Consider the following 19484-nt stretch of genomic DNA (forward strand, 5'->3'; position numbering starts at 1 on the left):
TTATTGGAGTCATTCACTCAGACGACTGAGATTGAAACGTTCACTACTAATTTTTATTTAAAATTACAACGTTTATACTAGGTATTGAAAAATATTCTAAAAAAACACATGAATTATTAAAATAATTTATGAACTGCATCTTAGCTACCAATCTTCTCGGACAAGCATCAAAATTGCTGACTGCGAAATGATGATATATTTTTCATGATCTACCTCTACTTCGATACCATTTCTCTTCAAAAACAACGCCTGATCGCCCTCTTTTACCTGAAGAGGAATGTAGCGTACTTGGTCTGAATCTTTCCAAGGCTCATCTTCTTGAACCGCAGGAATCGGAAATCCTGGGCCAATTTTGATGACATATCCTTTCAATATCTCCTCTTTTTCTTGAACTGTTGGGGGCAAAAATAAACCCGAACGAGTCACACCATTGCTTTCTTGTGGGCGAATTAATACCTTATCACCCATCATAATCACTTTATCCAAAGTATTGATACCTCCAATTGTTGTAATCATATTTTAAGTATTGCTAAGTAAAGTATTTTGTTTCTGTGCAAAATTAAACAATATTTTTTACTCAAAAATTTAATACAGGTCAAAGGAAAACTAATTAATTCTCGTTTTGGTTCTTGGCATACTTATTACTTCCACATCAAAAATACGCTTACCATCAATTTTTAGACGAATAGCCGTCTGCACTGGATGAAAACCATGTTGTCCTGCGGCGCCCGGATTGATAAACAACATCCCTTTTCTATTCAAATCTCGTTTGACTTGTAGGATATGTGAATGTCCACAGACAAAAATTTCAGGCAACTGTATATCAAAACATTTTAGTGCATCTGGTTTGTATTTGGAAGGAGCACCTGCAATATGTGTCATACCAACTAAAACATCTTCGCAATAAAAATGGTTTATTAGAGGATATATCTGACGAATGGGTGTACCATCGATGTTGCCATAAACGCCAAAAATTGGTTTTATCGCCGATAATGTATCTGATACCGCAACGTCGCCCCAATCGCCTCCATGCCATATTTGATCACACCATTCTACATGCTCCATCAATCTTGGGTCAAGGTAACTGTGTGTATCTGATATAATTAATACTTTTTCCATAATATCACTCGGTCATATTTTGTTAGTACTTCTTGTGATTATTTTATACATTTAAGTATATTTTTTCAATTACATTCATTGACTCTCAAAACTAAAATAAGTAGGTGACTAATCGTTCACCTCAGAATTGACCGGCTCCCCAACCTTCTGTTAATTCCTTTATGAGCACTCAAGCATTTGAAATACAGTTATATGAAAAACTCAACCAGTTTTTCTTTGAGCATGATTACCTGTTGATGGTAGATAAAAAGCAGTATAGAAAAATTACTAGCTCAGGGTTTCTGAACGTTATTTTTACCTGCACTTCATACGAGAATGAAATTTTGCTAGATGTAAATATCGGCTGCCGAAATGAAAAGATTGAGCAAATTGCCCAACAATACCTTGGAAACTCGCGTGATTACTGGGGAGATGCCAACACTTTTGTGATTTCGATTGGAAAATTCAACGACTCCAAAAACTTTCGATACAAAATTCAAACTGATTCGGATTTGGATGATGTTTGTGAAGAAGTACGAAGTTTTATGCTAACTCATGGCTTTGAGTTTTTAGAAACTCATTCATCGCTTGGAGCAATAAACCGTATGTTTAATGCAACTCCAAAGCTTTCCTGTAAATATGTTTATAATCAATCACATAGACGATTCAAGGGATTAATCGCATCAAAATTGGTAAATGACGAAAACTTTAGGGATTTATTCGAAAAGCATCAACGAGGTCTTATTTTTTCAGTAGCTCCTGAAGAAGAACTTCAAAAGTTTGATAGGCTTATGGGATTTTTGATGTATGTATCAGATAACTAAGATTTTTATATGATAGACACAAGGCAATATTAGACAGTTTACCTATTGCCTTGTATCTACAACAGCTTAGTTTATCGACTGTCCTACCGACTCAATCCACTGATTGAACAATGTAGTTTCTAATTGACAAGCAACTGAAGCATGTTCTTCCCAATTACTTGAAAACTCTTTTAATTGAGAAATCATTTCTGCCAAATGCCCTTCTTCTTCTACAATAATGGACTTCATATTTACTTTTGATTTGGCATGGTCTAATACCTCTTGGTACACAGGATATAACTCATCTGCACGAACCTCGATGGCATAAGTCACCAATAAATAAGCCGCGTATTTAAGTTCAACACCTGATAATTGTAAAGTAGATTTTAAGTATTTACAAACCTGCAAATCAAGCAAATTTAGATAAGAATAACTAGCAAAAGGAGCTATCAAGAACTCATCGTCATAGGTTGCATAATCATCTATTTGAGCAACTTTTTGAATTTGTTTCTTTAGATAAAAAGCGTGACGAGCCTCCTCGGCTGCGTGTTTCAACACAATATAAGAAACCTTTCTTTTGTGTTCAGATGCCGAAATTTTTCTAGCACCAGTGTTTTCCATCAACGACAAAGTATTCAAAAAACGAGCATGAATTGCATTGTCGGATACGACTTTTCCTAAAATTTCTTGTAATTTCATATTCAAAAATATATTAATCGCAGTACGCTGAGGTTTTCTTCGTCAAAAAATTAAACACTTTGTTGATTTTATGCAATTTCACTATGTAAACTATTCAAATCAAGAACTCGCCATCGTTCAGGAGTTATTTGAAGAATACTCTCGCGAACTTGGGGTAGATTTGTGTTTTCAAAATTTTGAGCAGGAGCTTCAAACACTCTCAAAAGTTTACGCTGCTCCTACAGGTTGCATAATTATTTTGTATCATGAACAACAACCCGCAGGTTGTGTTGCACTAAAGCCCATCGCCGAGGGAGTCTGTGAAATGAAAAGACTTTACATTCGTCATGCTTTTCGTGGTTTTAAATACGGGAAAAAACTAGCCCAAGAATTAATCTTATTTGCTTACAAAGCAGGGTATTCGACCATGAAATTAGATACCCTCACGACCCTTACAGACGCCATCGGACTGTATCGTTCGATGCAGTTTGTCGAAACAGCGCCTTATGTTTACAACCCGCTAGACAATGTTTTATACTTTGAATTAAACTTAAAGGACTATTTTCAATCCAAACCTGAGGAGCTTTTCAAATAACCATAAAATCAATTTTTTTGTTTTTGTTATTTGTATTTATCACATTACCTACAGCTCATTAGTTGTTATTTTAAAAATTTAATGAAAAAACTATTCATCACTTCTTCAGCAATCGTATTGCTTGTGGCTCTTGGCTCGTGGGGATTTTTGGTCCACCGCACAATCCACCAAATTTCAATTTACTCACTTCCAAAACCTTTACAGTTATTCTTTGGAAGCGAAATGGATTATCTAGTTTACAACTCTGTTCGCCCTGATGTTCGTCGTAAAGATGACCCCAAAGAGGAAACCAAACACTTTATCGACGGCGATGCGCCAGTTTTCGGCAAAGAAGGTCTCGACAATATTCCTCACAAGTGGGAAGATGCCGTAAAAAAATACTCGGAAGATACTCTTCGCAAATACGGTACTGTACCTTGGGAGGTTTTGTGGCTCAAAGATAAGCTCACCAACGCATTTAAGAACAAACAAAAAGACAGTATTTTGTATTATGCCGCCGATATGGGACACTATATTTCGGATGCACACGTGCCTTTGCACACTAGTTACAATTATGACGGTCAGTTGACTAACCAAAAGGGCTTGCATTCTTTATGGGAAAGTACTGTTCCTGAACTGCATTTAGACTCGTATAATTTATATCAAAAACATAAAGCTCGTTATTTGAAAAACCCTCAAGCTGAGATTTGGAAAGTAGCGAAAAAATCAAGCGAAATGCTTAAGGCTGTTTTTGAGGAAGAAATCAATGCTTCTGAAGGGTTTACTGAAGCTCAAAAATTCAAACGCTCAGAAAGATTTGGACAAATGCGTAAAAACTACACGCCTGAATTTGCGAAAGCCTATGCCAAACGTCTTGGTAATTCAGTAAATGAACGTTTATTAGAATCATCGCAATGTGTAGCTGACTTTTGGTACACTAGTTGGGTCGATGCTGGTTGTCCAGATTTGAGTGATATAACCAAAAACATGGACGCTACTAAGCAAAAAATCAAAACTGAAAGTAAAGCTTGGAAGAAAAATGAGCTTTTAAAGAATGGCTTACTTCAATCTCGCAAAGCCACTCCTGAGAACTAGGTTATTGAGTGATTTGTGATTGAATGAATGAGTGATTATTCCTTGAATAGTAGAGACTCAATGATTGCGTCTAAAGATATGTCATTCTGAAATATAGTATCAAAAAAGGCGGTCGAAATTAGTTTTTCGACCGCCTTTTTTTGGGTACACAGTTGGAAAATAAAATTTGAGGCGACTCATTTTTAGACTCAAAATATAGTCTCTATACACTTAAAATTCATCTTGAAAGTAATCACTCATTCACTCAATCACAACTCACTCAATAACTAAACCTTATCTCTCATTTCAGAAGGCGATTTGCCGTATTCCTTTTTGAATATTCTGGTAAAATACGATGGATCATTAAAGCCCACTTTGTACGCAATTTCTGAAACGGTATAACTTTCTGTTTCTAGCAACTGTACTGCACGCTTCAGACGAATATTTCTAATAAATTCATTACCAGAAAGATTGGTCAAGCTCTTGAGTTTTCGATACAACTGCATGTTACTCATCTTCAGCTCAGTTTCTAATTGTTGAATATCAAAAGCTGGATTATCGATATTTTCTTCAACTGTACGAATGGCTCGCTCAAGAAAATGCTCATCGGCTGTGTTCAGCGTAATTTCTTTTGGTTGAATTTCTACTTCTTGTGTAAAACGCTCACGGAGTTTACGACGAATTTCCAAAAGATTCTTCACACGAACTTCCAATAAATTTGCATTAAATGGCTTTGTGATATAATCATCGGCACCAACTTCCCAACCAACAATTTTACTTTCGTTATTACTTTTCGAAGTAAGAATAATCACAGGAATATGGCTAGTTTTAACATTTTCTTTTACCAAACCACAAAACTCAACTCCTGTCAACTCTGGCATCATCCAGTCTGAAATGATCAAATCTGGGATAAAATTGAGCGCTTTCTCCCAAGCTAATTTGCCATTATCTGCTTCTAATACCTCAAAATTTTCACTTAATACTTCTTTAATATACTCACGAAGCTCTTCATTATCTTCGGCAATTAAGACAATTGGTTTATCTGTATTCGTGTTTGGCTTATCATTTTTAGGAACTACCTTTTTCAATATAGTTGGCGTCTCGATACCTATTTCTTTGACTGTTTCTTTAATCCAACTTCTTTCGAAGGAATTGGCAGACACTGGTAATATAACTTTGAAAGTACTTCCCTCCTTCGGAATACTTGCTACCGAGATATCGCCTCGGTGTAACAAAATCAGTTCTTTACAAAGTGCCAAGCCAACCCCAGTACCAACGATTTGTGGTTGAGTAGACTCTTGAATTTGATAAAAACGATTAAAAATATTGGATATATGCTGTGATGAAATCCCTGAACCAGTATCTTTCACCAAAATTTGTACCTTATCTAACTGTCCATCTAGCTGATAAATAGGCTCAAGATTCACTTCGATTTTACCTTTTTCTGGAGTATATTTAAAGGCATTTGATAAGAGATTGGTTACGACTTTCTCCAAAATATCTGCATCGTAAAAAGCCATCAACTGTTTTGGCTCTGTCACAAATGTCAAATCGATTTGTTTTTGTTCTGCCAAGTTTTTGAAAGAAAAAGTAAGTTTTTCTAAAAACTCTACGATATCACTCTGAGAAATTTCAGGCGTAAACTTTCCTGCTTCCAATTTGGACAAATCCAACAGTTGGTTAATCAACTTGAGCAATTGTTTTGCATTGCGATGAATCAGTTTAAACTGAGATTTTTGTTTTTCGGGCAAATCAGGATTTTCAGCAAAGAATCGTTCCAACGGTGAAATAATCAACGTTAGAGGTGTGCGGAACTCATGCGAGATATTGGTAAAGAAATTGGTTTTGAGTTTGTCTAATTCTCTAATTTGCTCTTTCTCTTTTTCCTTCAATCTCAAATCAGATTTGAAACGCTCACGCATTTCAATCATTCTCCGAAGAAATACCAAGCCTGCCACCAACATCATGGCATACAGGAAAAATGCCCACCAAGTACGATACCATGGCGGTAATACCACCACTTGTATCTCTGCTGGTTTTTCATTCCAAACACCGTCGTTATTAGTAGCTTTTACTTTGAAGGTATAAGTGCCAGGGTTAAGGTTGGTATAACTGGCTGTTCGCTGCTTTCCAACGTAGTTCCAGTCTTTGTCGAAGCCCTCCATGATGTAGGCATATTGATTATTTTTGAGCTGTTGGAAATCCAAGGCTACATAATCGATAGCAAAGACATTCTGACTTGATTTAAAAACAATTTCCTCTGTTACCGAAATATCTTGCTCGAGAGGAGAATCTTCTCCAATAGAAACAGGCTTATTAAACAACTTTACGCCTGTCAGATAAATATGTGGTACCTCGTTGCTTCCTTTTAAGCTATCAGGGTTAAAAACATTGAGACCACCTGTTCCACCAAAAAACATATCGCCTTTTTGGTTTTTGGCATAGGCATTAATCAAAAATTCTTTTCCTTGTAAGCCGTCCGACTCAGCAAAGTTTTTGAACTTCCATTTTTTAGTATCAAAAACAGCCAAACCTTCATTGGTAGCAAGCCATAGGTTCTGGTGACCATCTTCCATAATACCTTTTACGGCATTATTGGGCAAACCGTCTTTGACTGTTAGGTTTTTGAAAGTTCTGGTATTGGGATAAAACAAGTTTAGTCCTCCACCATTGGTCCCTACCCAAATTCTTTTTCTAGAATCTTGAAAAATACGAAATACGGCACTTCCTCTCAAACTTCCTTCGGCGTCAGTTTGCTGGTAATGAGTCACGCGACGTGTACGAGGATTGTAGGCAAAAATGCCATTGTTATTTGAACCAACCCACAAATTTCCTAGAAAATCTTCCATCAAGGAGTTGACATTTACTCCTAATAGGCGACCTACTTTATTTAGTTCGGGAATAGGCGTAAACGTTTTAGCTTGTTTGTCAAAAAGCAAAACGCCAGAACCTTGAGTACCCAACCACACTTTATTGGGGTATCTTGACAGCGCAATGGCGGTCATATTCATTCCGTATTTACCTCTTAAATAAGTGAAATTTTCAAAACCTCCACTTCCTTTCTTCAATAACCTCAAACCAACACCCCAAACGCCTACAAACATATCGCCATCTCGGTCATGTTGAAGAAATACAATATCATTGTTATTCTGAATTTTGGCAGATTCTTGGTCGTTGATATAATGAGTAAATTGGTTATTAGCTCGGTCAAGTAAAGTCAAACCACTATTGCTACCTATCCAAATGCGATCGTTAGTTTCGCAACTTATAGAAGTTACGCGATTACTTAGTAAGCTTTGAGGGGAATTAGATTTATGACGATATAAAGCAAACTTTGAATGACGACTATAATGCACATTGACACCACCTTCCCAAGTTCCAATCCAAATATTATTGTCTCTATCGACACATAATGACATGATCGAAAACGAACTCAATCCTGTATCTGAATCGAGATTTGCTTGAACACGAGAGATATTGGCAAAGTCAGAGCTTTTTACCAAAATCGCCCCATTGTCAGTTCCTATCCATAATGTACCTTCCTTATCACGTACCATTGAGGTAATGATATTTTCTTTGTCTGTTACATAAGGATTATACAATAAGCGAGTGAATTGTTTGGTACGAATGTCAAATTTATAAAGACCATTACCACGAGTCCCGACCAACAAATCGCCATTGAGATCTTCAAACAAACAATTGATTTGATTTTTTTGTGGTGGCAGTTCGTTTTCTAACCTGAAAGTATGTGCTTTACGCTGGGTGTCGAGCATGGTCATTACACCATAGTGTCCTCCTAGCCAAAGGTTTCCTCTTTTATCTTTATAAAAACGAGTAATATCATTGGCATTGAGTTGACGAGACTCTGTCAAACGCCAAGCAATCGAGTTATCTTCGAGATTGAAACACAACAAACCATAGCCATACGTAGCAGCCCAAATTTTGCGGTCTTTGGTAGCCACAATGCCTGAAATACTTCTATCGCTAATGTTGGATTGATATTTGGCTTGTTTGAAGCGAATAAATTTTCCTGAAGCTACATCTAATTTATTAACTCCACCATTGATTGTCCCAATCCATAAATTACCATCGGGGTCTTCGGTGATACAAGAAATATTGCTGCTGGAAATAGAATTGGGGTCGTCGAAATCGTGACGATACACGGTGAAGCTGTAGCCGTCGTACTTATTGAGACCATCGGAAGTAGCAAACCACAAAAAGCCTTTACTGTCTTGAAAAATATTGAAAGCAGTACTTTGAGAAAGACCATGCTGAGTACCAATACGGTTAAACCTCAGTTGCCCTGTGGTTGTGTGTACGTATTGTAGTATTATCAATATAATCAGTAAACTTCTGACTCTCATTAATTTAAACCTCCTTGATGCAATTTAAAGGGAAAAGCGCAATTTTCGAAGCTTTTTTGCCTTTTGACTAAATCTCTTAGTTCATTGCTATCGTTCGCTCGATAAGATACGAATGTATTAAAGTGAATTTCGTTGAATAAAGCGAATAGGTGTTTTGATATGTTCTTTTTTACGTTGTAAAATTAAATCGGCTGCTTGTCGACCAAGTTCTTCGTAATTGATGGTTACAACAGATATTCCTCCAAATAAAACTTCTTTCAGAGGTGTTTCATTGTATGAAATGATACCAATATTTTTCCCTAATGATAATTGGAGCTTGGTACATAGTTTCAAAATATCTGCAAGTCCTTGTTCTGAAAGGACCAAAAATACTTGATTTGGTTTAACAACCTCTTCTTTTATCTCATTTATTACATGAAAGTCAAAAGAATATTGTTTGGCAAACTTCTGAATTCCTTCTTCTAGTGACTTCGCAATAGTATTGGATTCGTTTACAACCAAATTAATGGTTTGGTATTTACTTAATGAAGCATTCATTTCTGTAAATATCCGCTGAATTCCCTCCTCGAAGTCGTGATACACACAAGCATATTCGCCTCGGATAAATTCATTTCTTTTATCCAAAATTAGTAGTTTTTCCTTAGGAATACTATTAAGTGTTTTCAGAACATCTTCATGAAGATAGGACGAATGCAACAACACCGCCACATGATCATATTCGGTAATTCTTTCACGAATCACTTGATCAAAGTGCTGGGTTGACAGTGGCGTAACCTGATGAACATATACATCGACATGAGCTTTTTCTCCCAATTTTTCGAGAAAACTTTGGTAGATTTTATCTTTGAAATCACTCAGTTTGTTAAAGACTAGCAATACCTTCATGGAAGCAACACCAGTCTGATTGTCGATAATAGTTTGAGGTTTTGTCACGTGTATATGTGGGTACAATGGAATGCTATCTATTTTCAAATTTTTATTATTTTCTACTTATCCAAAAATACATTGTATATAATATAGGTAATGTCCTGCACTGTGCCGTAAAGAATATCTGAAGCATGACAGCCACCCACAGCAGGGTATTTCAGGACAGGGCTTGGATGACCGAAAGTCTACCTTTGATGGAAAGTTTTGGTTCAAAAACTTACTTCAACAATTCAATGAAGTTTTAAAGTTTTTGTTAATTAAAGTCCTTTACCTCTGGTATAGGACTTTTTTGTTTTCTGGGGTATTCACAGAAAAATACAAATTTAAAATTTCTATACTTCACTTGTCTCAAACCATATTTTCTTCTGACATTTTTTACACAATCTGCAATATATGTCCTACCAGATTCAAAAAAAGAACTTTTTGCAAGATATGTACTAGTATTTGCCAAATGTGTCCTAACAGAATCGAACTTTAATGGTCTATCTTTGACTTATCAAAAAACTGGATTTTATCATAATTTTTCGGTACTTATCCAATTCAGTAAAAAATTAAATCAAGCCCTTTTAGTCTTACCTCAATACAACTCGAAGGCATTTAAAACCTATAATAACTTTAGCAAGTACTATAAAGTGATATACCAGTTTTTTGAAAACCCTTTTTCGTCAAGTACCCCAATACCTTATAAAAACTATAGTATTTCCAAAAATTAACGTAATGAAGACTTTTGTAGAATTTGCCCAAATTAAGCACGACTCAAAAACCCCGAAGTACCAACAATTGGTAAACTCGCTTTTGACCGATATTGAATCGGGAGTCCTGAAAGTTGGAGAGCGTCTCCCTTCTATCAACGAAGCTAGCGAAGAATGCTATCTTTCAAGAGACACTGTAGAACGTGCTTATGCCGAGTTGCATCGTTTGGGGGTAATTACCTCTATCTTCAGAAAAGGTTATTTTATTTCTGGAAAATCTGCACAAAAGAAAACTAAAGTTTTTTTCTTGGTTGGTAAGATTACCGAAAGCAACAAAGCTATCTTCAATGCTTTTGTAAATGCAGCAGGTAAAGAAGTGATTGTAGATATTTTTACTTATAACTACAAGAGTGATAATTTCCGTGAGATTATCAACAACCATTTAGGTAATTATCACTACTACGTGATTATGCCTCACCTTATCGAGGAAAACGAAGAAAATATCAAATGCCTCAAGAAAATCTCTGGCGAACGCTTGATTTTGTTGGACAAATCTCTCCAAAATCTTAACGGTACTAACTCTTCAATCGTAAATAATTCAGGCGAGGAGATTTGTAATGTTATGCAAAGCCAATTAGAGGTATTTAAGAAATATAAAACACTCAACTTAGTACTAACAGAAGAAGAATATTTCGATGCTGAGTTGATTACAGGTTTCCGTAATTTCTGCGAAAATAATGGTTTCGACTTCCAAGTGTTGGATGGCTTAGAAGGAGAAGAAGTAGAAGAAGGAAATGCGTATTTGACGATGGATGATACCGATTTGGTATATGCCATCAAGTCGAGTACAACACAAGGATTTACTTTAGGAAAAGAAGTTGGCTTGATTTCACTCAATGATTCTTGTTACAAAGAAATCCTTGCAGGTGGTATCACAGTAATTTCAAGTCCACTGGAAGAAGTTGGCAAAATTGCAGCATCTGTTGTGGTAGAGGGCAAAAAAACCAGTACGCAGATGCCAATGCAAATCATTTTAAGAAATTCATTATAATAAGGTATATTAGAAAATAATAAAGCAACTTTCCCTTGGATTGTTGCTTTTTTTTGTGCCTTATTTTATTCTGAAGAATGTGTTTCGAGTAACATCTCTAGCCTCTTAACTGTATTTGGCAAATAAACTTTTTCTAATTGATGTAAAATATCTTTAGCTTGTAGTGGTGGATTTTTTTTATACTTGAGCATTTCTAAGAAAGCGACTAAGCAAACGTCAGGATTAAGTTCGATGATATTTTCTAGAAACTCATCCGCAGATAAAACCTTTATCCCAAATTGCTCAAGATAGTCACTAGGGAAGTCTTTTTTATTATTCGTAACAATTACTTGGGCTTTTGCCTTAATAGCCGCTGCCAATACATGACAATCATTCGGATCGGGGAGCGACAATGTTTCTATCAACACCTCATAATGCTCGACCAAGGCATCTGGAAATGCGAGATGAGCTCGTGCTATTCTATTTTGTGCTTGTTCTACAGTTAGACCTTTTCTCAACATAACATTTGACCACTCTTCAAATATATGCTTTGTCCATTTGGGAGTAAATAAATCATAGTGTGCAAACCAAAATAATATATCTCTTATTATGATAGGGTAGATAACATTTGTATCCAAAACTGCTTTAGTTCTTATATTATGAATCATAAAGTCCAATTTCTTCATCTAAGTTCATCATTTCAATTAGGTGTTTTTTCTGTTCCTCTTTCATGGACGCTTTAAACTGTAAAACATCTTCAAGTAAGATTCTACGATGTTTTCCAACTTTAGTAAAAGGTATTTTTCCTTCTTCTAATATTTTCACAAAATGTGGCCTAGAGCATCCCAGTATTTCCGCTGCTCTTTGAGTTGTCACTTCATGAGATACAGGAATAATAGAAATAGATTTTCCTTCTCCCATAGCTTTGAGTATATCTCCAAGCATTTTTAAAGCACTGACTGGAATTGAAATTTTGGATTTTGTTTCTTCTATTTCTATTTCTGTTTGCTCTGACCTGATAGTCTCAACAACAGATGCTAAAGACAAATAGGATTTGATGGCTACTAATTGTTCTAGCTTTGTAGGTATCTTTATTTCGTCTAATACTAACATAATTGTATAATTTTAAACAAAATAAACAAAATATTCGAAATAAACGAAATTAATTTTCCTACTTCTCATTCCATCCAATAAAATCAATATTTCTTTTCAGTCCCTCTAGTTTAGTTCTCTTAACTGGTGATTTTTTAAACACTTGGTTAAAAACCTCTGTGGTTATTTCTTCCCAATCTTTATTGGTAAAATCTTTCAAATCGGGATGTAGGTTAAAAAGGGGCTCTTTATGTGGTTTTGAAAAACGATTCCAAGGACAAACATCTTGGCAAACATCACAACCAAACATCCAATTATCAAATTTGCCTTTCATTTCGATGGGAATTGCGTCTTTGAGTTCAATCGTAAAATAGCTAATGCATTTTGAACCATTAACCACATAAGGTTCTACGATTGCCTCGGTCGGACAAGCTTCGATACAGCGTTTGCAAGTACCACAAAAATCTTTGACAGGACCATCAGGCTCTAATTCCAAATCGATAATGAGTTCTGCAATAAAGAAAAAGCTACCGTGACCTTTGTTGATCAGATTGGCATTTTTACCAACCCAACCTAAACCCGATTTTTTGGCCCATGCTTTATCCATCACAGGAGCCGAATCAACAAAAGCACGCCCTCCTACCTCACCTATGCTCTCGTGAATAAAGTCAAGCAACTGCTTTAGTTTGTCTTTTATCACAAAGTGATAGTCCATTCCGTAAGCATACTTGGAAATTTTATAGTCTTCCTCCTTTTCAGAAAGTTTTTCATCTGGGTAATAATTATAAAGCAACGACACCACTGACTTAGCATCATCGACCAACAAACGCGGGTCAAGACGTTTATCGAAGTGGTTTTCCATGTAGGTCATCGCACCATGATAATTATTGTTTAGCCACTTTTCTAATCGGGGTGCTTCTTCTTCCAAAAAAGTAGCTTTTGAGACTCCACAAAAATCAAATCCAAGCAATTTTGCTTGCTCTTTGATGAGTTGAGTATGATGTTGTTGAAGTTGATTCATAATGTCAAAAGCCTGTTTGTTCTATCACAAAGGTAGTTTGGAATTATGAAACTTGAAAAATCAGGCTACAATCTGTAATTTTGACAAAATTACAGTTATCTCTAATACTATCTGAATAATTATTTCATGTCTCTTACTGCTCCATTCTAGCGTAGAAGCTAGTGTCAGAATTTCTTTTTTTTGTTCTAGAAACATCTTTTCTCGAACAAAAGATGTCTTTATCAATAATATTTATCTAGTGTATAAAATCATGAATTGTATGAAACGAAGTTTATTACTCCTATCTATAGTACTACTATATTCATTAAGTTCTATAGGACAGGTTATTGGAACTACCAACTTTTCGGCATTGCCAAGAGATTATCAGTTATATCCAAGAGACAACAATAACCAAGGGCTAATCACCATAAAAGGCTCAACAACTAATCAAAATACCAATTATTACTCTGTTGTAGTAAATCGAGATAATGCAAAATATCTTTACCAAAAAGCAAATATCAACTTATCTTCTTCCCTGCAAGGGAATTTTGCCTTCCCGAATATTTTTATCAAAGCCGAAAAATCCAATTATGATTTCTACATTTACCAAGTATTAAAATCAGGAGACTCTACTCTAATTACCCAAGCAAAAAATGTTGTTGCAGGCGATGTAATTGTTCTTACCGGACAATCAAATTCGACAGGCTTTTTTAACGATTCCCGGACAAACCCTTTTTGCAGAACTTTTGGTAAAATTACAGACATATTTAATACAGCTTATTATAATGCCGCAGATACATTGTGGACCATTTCAAATAAGGAATCTTACACATTTGGAGTCGGAACAATGGGATTTGAATTACAAAAGCTCATATTAGACAATTATGGAATACCTACTTGTCTTATTAATGGAGGAACCCACTGGAGTGGTGCACAGCAACATGCTCTTCGTACTGTAGATAACCCTACAGACTTGACCAATACCTATGGAAGGTTATTATATCGTATTCAAAAAGCTGGCTTACAAAATGCTGTGAAAGCATTTATTTATAGACAAGGAGAAAGTGAAGCCTACGGTGAAGGAAGTAATTTTAAAAAATTCTTCAATATCATTTTATCTAATCTTGCTCAAGATTTGCCATCAATAAAAAAGCTCTATCTTTTTCAAATAGATATTATCGAAAATGCTGTAGGATATGCACCTTTTGTCCGTGAAGAACAAAGGGAGTTTGGCATCACAAACCCTTCTCTTATTGATGTCGTCCCTTCTATTGGTACAGTAGGTTTTGATGGACTACACTACTCCCCTGAGGGCTATCAGCAAAATGGAGCAGAATTGTTTAGACTCTATAAAAGAGATTTTTTAGGAGCTACAGACGATGGTAATTTCTCTGCACCAAATATTCAAAAGGCTTATTATACCACACCTCAAAAAAATCAAATTGCCTTAATTTTTCAGAAAGGTCAGCAACTCAAATGGCCAGATAACTTTAATGGTTTGAATATCAAAGATTTTTTCTATCTCAATGGTACCAATGGATATGTTAAGTCAGGAACTATTTACAAAAATACTTTATTGTTAGACTTAAATAATTCTAACTCTTCAACAACTATCGACTATTTACCTCCTATCGTTAATAGAGGTGACCCCATGTTCCCATATATAGGTCCATACGTCACGAACCAATTGGGTATGCGAGCGCTTACTTTTTATCAATATCCTATTGGGGAGTATGACCCCAAAAACTTAATTCCAGAAAATACTGACCCAGTGATTTCTTTCAGTAAAATTCCTCAAAACTTACAAATGTTCCCTCGGAATAGTAGTAATACTTCGGAGATAGAAGTTAAGGCTACCTTACAAGAAGCTCCAATAAAATATGATTATGTCTCTATTTTAACCAAAAGAAATAGTGTCAATTATAGCTACAGCAAAGTGGCATTAAACTACAATAATAGCAAAACTGATTTTAGTTTAAAAACAAATATCAAAGCAGAATTAGCTTCTTATGCTTTCAGTATTTATGCTGTAACAGGAACAGACTCTGTCCTTCTGGCGACAAGAACCGATTTGGCATCTGGTGATTTCTTTACGGTTATGGGACAAACAAATGCCAAAGCATGGCATACCGAAAATAATACTGTAACCTATAACTTTTACAGTCCTTACTGTCGCACATTTGGTACAAAAGCAAATTCAAATTATGCATTGACTGATACGACATGGAAAATTAGCGGTGATGTTCGTTCGGATGTTGGTGTTTGGGCTATGGAACTTCAAAGAAAATTGGCTGAGCAATATGGTATTCCTAGTACCATTATCAATGAGTCTGCAATATCGACACCTCTTTCACAGCAAAACATTACCAATTCATCTGGCGATGACATTAATACCGTTTATGGACGATTATTGTATCGAGTTAAAAAAGCTGGAATAGGAAACCAAATCAAAGCTGCCTTTTGGTGGGGTGGAGATGTTGATTCTCGAAGTGGCGCCAGCACTTCATATCCGAGTGAACTTGATAAACTTTATAAACGCTTGAGAAGCGATTTTCCAAGTACTATTCCTCTTTATACATTCCAGAGCAATATCTATTATAATGGCGTTCAAGATGCTGGAAAAATGCGTGATTTTCAAAGAACTATTGGTAATAACTATGCCAATACAAAGGTATTTTCAAGTTTAGGTTACGATGGTTTTGATGGTGTAACAGGTCAATATTCATTAGAAGGATACACGCAAATTGCTAATACCTTGTGGAATACCATCAACAATGACTTGTATGCTACAACTAAGACTAGTATTTCAACAAGTCCGCAAGTGCAGAAAGTATTTTATACTGATACAAACAAAAAAGAGGTTGTGGCCATTTTTGACGAAGGACAAACGCTCCAATGGCCAAACGATGTAGACCAAAATGGTAATAAATATGAAATGCGTTTTTACTTCTATCTCGATAAATCGTCGGCTGATATTGGTAGTGGAAGTGTAAACCAAAACCGTTTAACACTAACCAGTAATTCTAGTAGTTCAGCAAAAACACTTACTTATCTTCCAGATTTTATGCCTTCGAGTGGCAATACTTTTGATACTAGAGCAACCTTTAATGGTCCATTTCTAAAAAACTCTCTAGGTTTAGCAGCCTTTAGTTTCAAAGATTTTCCGATAGCTGATGCGCTAAATAGCCCCGTTTTGTCAGTTAGCAAAGCAACAGCTACGTCGTTAGACATCGCATGGTCTGCCATCGCTACGGCAACTAGCTATATCATTGAAATCTATAAGGCGGGCAATAATACCTTACTAAAACAGAACATTGTTTCAGGTACCACACTTAGTATATCTTTTACAGGTTTGGAAGACAAAACGCAGTATATCATCAAGGCGAAAGTAATTTCGGCAACTTCCGAATCACCGTATAGTTCCATTACAGCGCTTACTTTCAATCCCCTCAAAGCTCCAATATTAACTGGGAATGCGACTTACTTTAATGCCATCCAGCTAAATTGGGGAACATCAGATACCGATGTTACTGGATTTGTACTGGAGCGTAAAACACCTGATGCTTCAAACTACACAGTCTTGCTTCAGCCTAATATTGGAACAAATTCGTTTGCTGATGTTAATCTCACCGCCAATACAACATATCAGTATCGAATCAAAAGTAAGAACTCGGTCACTGAGTCACCGTACACAACGCTCGAAATCAAAACACCTGCGTTACTCAATACTCCAACGCTGAAAGCAACAGCGGCAAATGAATTCAGCATTAATTTATCATGGGAAAATATCGGAGGCACCAATACTTATCAAATTGAAAAAGACGCAGGCAATAGCAATTTCCAACTCTTAACAAAAACCGATGGAAATACCTTAACTTTTACTGATACTAAACTTGAAGCTAATACCTCTTATAGTTATCGGATAAAAGCATTTTCAAGTTTTTCAGAGTCAAATTATGCTTTTGCCACTGCCAGAACGCTAATTATTTTGGGGTTTGATGATCCTAGTTTTAGCAAAACGCTACTTTACCCTAATCCAAACAATGGGAAGTTTGTGATAAAGTTTGAAAAACCATATTCGGGAGAACTTCGTGTGATAGATTATTTAGGGCGTGAAAACTATAACATTAAACTAAATCAAAGTGTTGAAAAAGAGCTGGATTTATCACATTTACCCTCTGGCAATTACTTTATCAATTGTCAATCAGGAAATGTCTGGCACACGATAAAATTCCAACTCATTCAGAATCCTTAAAACTTTTCACCTGAAAACTGACATTCGGGAGAAAAGCCGTAACTTTGTGATTCTCTAAATCTGCCAAGTTGGCAGAAATCATGAAATGGCAAAAAAATTGAACATTTTTCAGAAAATTAAAAATAAAGCGAAAAGTTCACTGAATATGGAAAATAAAGAGGAATTACAGGCGGAAGAACAAGTTTTACAACAAGATACTGACAATCAGACAGTCGGAACAGAAGAGAATACTTCAGAAGTAGAAAATAAAGAAGCAAGTCAATTAGAGAATTTGTCCATCGAATTGGCAGAGTTGAAAGATAAATATATCAGATTATATTCTGACTTTGATAACTTCCGTAAGCGTACAGCGAAAGAAAAATTGGATATGATTCAATCTGCTTCGGAAGGAGTTATCAGAGATATTCTTCCAGTGGTTGACGATATCGAAAGAGCCGTTGCTAATGCGCAAGAAGGCGAAATTTCGGAAGGTGTTACTTTGATTTTCAATAAGCTAAATCATGCGCTTACGAGCAAAGGCTTGAAGCCAATGGACGCAAAAGGCGATGTATTTAATCCAGATTTACATGAAGCTATTACTCAATTCCCTTCTCCTACTGAGGAAGACAAAGGTAAAGTATTCGATGTAATCGAAAAAGGATATTACCTCAACGACAAGGTAATTAGATTTGCAAAAGTTGTAGTGGCTAACTAACATATCATGACATAATGCCACTGTGGCATTATTATCTATTATAAAATCATGGCAAAAAGAGATTATTATGAGGTACTTGGCGTAAGCAAAACTGCCAGCGATGACGAAATCAAAAAAGCGTATCGTAAGCTTGCGATTAAGTATCACCCAGATAAAAACCCAGGCGATAAGCAGGCTGAAGAAAGCTTCAAAGAGGCTGCTGAGGCGTATGAAGTATTATCAAATCAACAAAAACGTCAGCAATACGACCGTTTCGGACACGCAGGTATGGGTGGTGCCGCAGGTGGTGGTGGCGCTTATGGTGGCGGTATGAACATGGAAGATATCTTCAGTCAGTTTGGAGATATTTTTGGTGATGGCAGTCCATTTGGCAATATGTTTGGCGGTGGAGGCGGCGGTGGTCGCCGAGTACGTAAAGGTTCTGACCTTCGTATTAAGTTAAAATTAAACCTTGAAGAAGTAGCGAATGGTGTTGAGAAAAAAATCAAGGTAAAACGCCACGTGACTTGTAAAGCTTGTACTGGTAATGGTGCCAAAAATGGTACAGAAGTACAAGGTTGTCAAACTTGTGGAGGCTCAGGTCAGGTTCGCCGTGTTCAACAAACCATGTTAGGACAAATGGTAACTACCTCTACTTGTCCTACTTGTAATGGCGAAGGCAAGATGATTAAAACTCGTTGCGAGGTTTGTTTTGGTGAAGGTCGTGTACTTGAAGAAGAAATCATTCCAATCAAAATTCCTGCTGGTGTAGCCGAAGGTATGCAGTTGTCTATGGGTGGCAAAGGTAACGTGCCTCCTCGCGGTGGTGTAGCAGGTGATTTGTTGATTGTAATCGAAGAAGAGCCTCACGAAATTTTACACCGCGATGGTAACAATGTCATTTATGAATTGTATCTCAACTTTGCTGATGCAGCATTAGGTACTTCTGTAGAAGTTCCAACGATCGGAGGTAAAGCCCGTATATCAGTTGAAGCAGGTACTCAAGGGGGTAAAATTTTACGTCTAAAAGGAAAAGGTATCAAAGAAATCAATGGATATGGTACAGGTGATCAACTTATCCATGTGAATATTTGGACCCCGAAAACACTGAGTAAAGAGGAAACAGATATTCTTGAAAAATTAAAAAATTCACCAAACTTTGCACCAAAGCCAAGTAAAGGTGAAAAATCTTTCTTCGAAAAAATGAAAGACTTTTTTAATTAA

Annotated in this window: 15 protein-coding genes; 7 read left to right on the forward strand and 8 right to left on the reverse strand. The window is 36.2% G+C overall.

Going from position 1 to position 19484, the window contains the following annotated elements; translation table 11 throughout:
- Window positions 1-144: 144 nt before the first annotated feature.
- Both GVN22_RS00590 and GVN22_RS00595 read right to left on the reverse strand, forming a co-directional pair.
- Entirely contained in the window at window positions 145-516 is a 372-nt protein-coding gene (locus tag GVN22_RS00590; protein ID WP_166549129.1) for a co-chaperone GroES family protein, read from the reverse strand.
- Between the two features lie 90 nt (window positions 517-606).
- Window positions 607-1119, reverse strand: a complete 513-nt coding sequence (locus GVN22_RS00595; RefSeq protein ID WP_166549130.1) for a metallophosphoesterase — start codon at window positions 1117-1119, stop codon at window positions 607-609.
- Window positions 1120-1280: 161 nt separating this feature from the next.
- On the opposite strand from GVN22_RS00595, the gene GVN22_RS00600 reads away from it, so the two are divergent.
- On the forward strand, window positions 1281-1922 hold the full coding sequence (locus GVN22_RS00600) for a hypothetical protein (RefSeq protein WP_166549131.1): 642 nt from the start codon (window positions 1281-1283) through the stop codon (window positions 1920-1922).
- 66 nt (window positions 1923-1988) lie between these two features.
- Here the strand turns inward: GVN22_RS00600 and GVN22_RS00605 are convergent, their stop codons facing one another.
- The gene (locus GVN22_RS00605) at window positions 1989-2600 is read right to left on the reverse strand and encodes a hypothetical protein (protein WP_166549132.1); all 612 of its coding nucleotides are present in this window, start codon (window positions 2598-2600) and stop codon (window positions 1989-1991) included.
- 70 nt (window positions 2601-2670) lie between these two features.
- On the opposite strand from GVN22_RS00605, the gene GVN22_RS00610 reads away from it, so the two are divergent.
- Both GVN22_RS00610 and GVN22_RS00615 read left to right on the forward strand, forming a co-directional pair.
- Window positions 2671-3174 carry a GNAT family N-acetyltransferase gene (locus GVN22_RS00610; protein WP_166549133.1) on the forward strand — a complete coding sequence of 168 codons (504 nt, stop codon included), beginning with the start codon at window positions 2671-2673 and terminating at the stop codon, window positions 3172-3174.
- A gap of 81 nt (window positions 3175-3255) precedes the next feature.
- On the forward strand, window positions 3256-4248 hold the full coding sequence (locus GVN22_RS00615; RefSeq protein WP_166549134.1) for a zinc dependent phospholipase C family protein: 993 nt from the start codon (window positions 3256-3258) through the stop codon (window positions 4246-4248).
- Window positions 4249-4514: 266 nt separating this feature from the next.
- Here GVN22_RS00615 and GVN22_RS00620 read toward each other — a convergent pair whose 3' ends face one another.
- Together GVN22_RS00620 and GVN22_RS00625 are read right to left on the reverse strand one after the other, a co-directional pair.
- On the reverse strand, window positions 4515-8591 hold the full coding sequence (locus tag GVN22_RS00620) for a hybrid sensor histidine kinase/response regulator transcription factor (protein WP_166549135.1): 4077 nt from the start codon (window positions 8589-8591) through the stop codon (window positions 4515-4517).
- Between the two features lie 117 nt (window positions 8592-8708).
- Entirely contained in the window at window positions 8709-9563 is an 855-nt protein-coding gene (locus tag GVN22_RS00625; protein WP_166549136.1) for a substrate-binding domain-containing protein, read from the reverse strand.
- A gap of 672 nt (window positions 9564-10235) precedes the next feature.
- Between GVN22_RS00625 and GVN22_RS00630 the strand changes: the two genes are divergently transcribed.
- Window positions 10236-11261, forward strand: a complete 1026-nt coding sequence (locus GVN22_RS00630) for a GntR family transcriptional regulator (protein ID WP_166549137.1) — start codon at window positions 10236-10238, stop codon at window positions 11259-11261.
- A 65-nt stretch (window positions 11262-11326) separates the two neighbouring features.
- Here GVN22_RS00630 and GVN22_RS00635 read toward each other — a convergent pair whose 3' ends face one another.
- From GVN22_RS00635 to queG, 3 genes are read right to left on the reverse strand one after another with little or no spacing between them, the layout of a single operon-like run.
- The gene (locus tag GVN22_RS00635; RefSeq protein ID WP_240915538.1) at window positions 11327-11926 is read right to left on the reverse strand and encodes a putative toxin-antitoxin system toxin component, PIN family; all 600 of its coding nucleotides are present in this window, start codon (window positions 11924-11926) and stop codon (window positions 11327-11329) included.
- The gene (locus GVN22_RS00640) at window positions 11898-12353 is read right to left on the reverse strand and encodes a helix-turn-helix domain-containing protein (protein ID WP_166549138.1); all 456 of its coding nucleotides are present in this window, start codon (window positions 12351-12353) and stop codon (window positions 11898-11900) included. Before GVN22_RS00640 ends, GVN22_RS00635 begins: the two co-directional genes overlap by 29 nt.
- A gap of 58 nt (window positions 12354-12411) precedes the next feature.
- Entirely contained in the window at window positions 12412-13353 is a 942-nt protein-coding gene (gene queG / locus GVN22_RS00645; protein ID WP_166549139.1) for a tRNA epoxyqueuosine(34) reductase QueG, read from the reverse strand.
- 259 nt (window positions 13354-13612) lie between these two features.
- On the opposite strand from queG, the gene GVN22_RS00650 reads away from it, so the two are divergent.
- From GVN22_RS00650 to dnaJ, 3 genes are all read left to right on the forward strand, one after another.
- Complete coding sequence (locus GVN22_RS00650) at window positions 13613-17587, forward strand: sialate O-acetylesterase (protein WP_166549140.1); 3975 nt, start codon at window positions 13613-13615, stop codon at window positions 17585-17587.
- 145 nt (window positions 17588-17732) lie between these two features.
- Complete coding sequence (locus GVN22_RS00655; RefSeq protein WP_166549141.1) at window positions 17733-18281, forward strand: nucleotide exchange factor GrpE; 549 nt, start codon at window positions 17733-17735, stop codon at window positions 18279-18281.
- A 48-nt stretch (window positions 18282-18329) separates the two neighbouring features.
- Entirely contained in the window at window positions 18330-19484 is a 1155-nt protein-coding gene (gene dnaJ, locus GVN22_RS00660) for a molecular chaperone DnaJ (RefSeq protein ID WP_095162467.1), read from the forward strand.

The organism is Cellulophaga sp. BC115SP, from assembly GCF_009905545.1.
Taxonomy (GTDB): domain Bacteria; phylum Bacteroidota; class Bacteroidia; order Cytophagales; family Spirosomataceae; genus Flectobacillus; species Flectobacillus rivi.

What these genes read in the sequence shown, in the direction of transcription:
- GVN22_RS00620 (WP_166549135.1), bottom strand. Translation starts at nt 8,591, where the DNA reads ATGAGAGTCAGAAGTTTACTGATTATATTGATAATACTACAATACGTA.
- GVN22_RS00635 (WP_240915538.1), bottom strand. Translation starts at nt 11,926, where the DNA reads ATGAAGAAATTGGACTTTATGATTCATAATATAAGAACTAAAGCAGTT.
- GVN22_RS00640 (WP_166549138.1), bottom strand. Translation starts at nt 12,353, where the DNA reads ATGTTAGTATTAGACGAAATAAAGATACCTACAAAGCTAGAACAATTA.
- queG (WP_166549139.1), bottom strand. Translation starts at nt 13,353, where the DNA reads ATGAATCAACTTCAACAACATCATACTCAACTCATCAAAGAGCAAGCA.
- GVN22_RS00610 (WP_166549133.1), top strand. Translation starts at nt 2,671, where the DNA reads ATGCAATTTCACTATGTAAACTATTCAAATCAAGAACTCGCCATCGTT.
- GVN22_RS00650 (WP_166549140.1), top strand. Translation starts at nt 13,613, where the DNA reads ATGAAACGAAGTTTATTACTCCTATCTATAGTACTACTATATTCATTA.
- GVN22_RS00630 (WP_166549137.1), top strand. Translation starts at nt 10,236, where the DNA reads ATGAAGACTTTTGTAGAATTTGCCCAAATTAAGCACGACTCAAAAACC.
- GVN22_RS00600 (WP_166549131.1), top strand. Translation starts at nt 1,281, where the DNA reads ATGAGCACTCAAGCATTTGAAATACAGTTATATGAAAAACTCAACCAG.
- GVN22_RS00605 (WP_166549132.1), bottom strand. Translation starts at nt 2,600, where the DNA reads ATGAAATTACAAGAAATTTTAGGAAAAGTCGTATCCGACAATGCAATT.
- GVN22_RS00590 (WP_166549129.1), bottom strand. Translation starts at nt 516, where the DNA reads ATGATTACAACAATTGGAGGTATCAATACTTTGGATAAAGTGATTATG.
- GVN22_RS00615 (WP_166549134.1), top strand. Translation starts at nt 3,256, where the DNA reads ATGAAAAAACTATTCATCACTTCTTCAGCAATCGTATTGCTTGTGGCT.
- GVN22_RS00595 (WP_166549130.1), bottom strand. Translation starts at nt 1,119, where the DNA reads ATGGAAAAAGTATTAATTATATCAGATACACACAGTTACCTTGACCCA.
- GVN22_RS00655 (WP_166549141.1), top strand. Translation starts at nt 17,733, where the DNA reads ATGGAAAATAAAGAGGAATTACAGGCGGAAGAACAAGTTTTACAACAA.
- dnaJ (WP_095162467.1), top strand. Translation starts at nt 18,330, where the DNA reads ATGGCAAAAAGAGATTATTATGAGGTACTTGGCGTAAGCAAAACTGCC.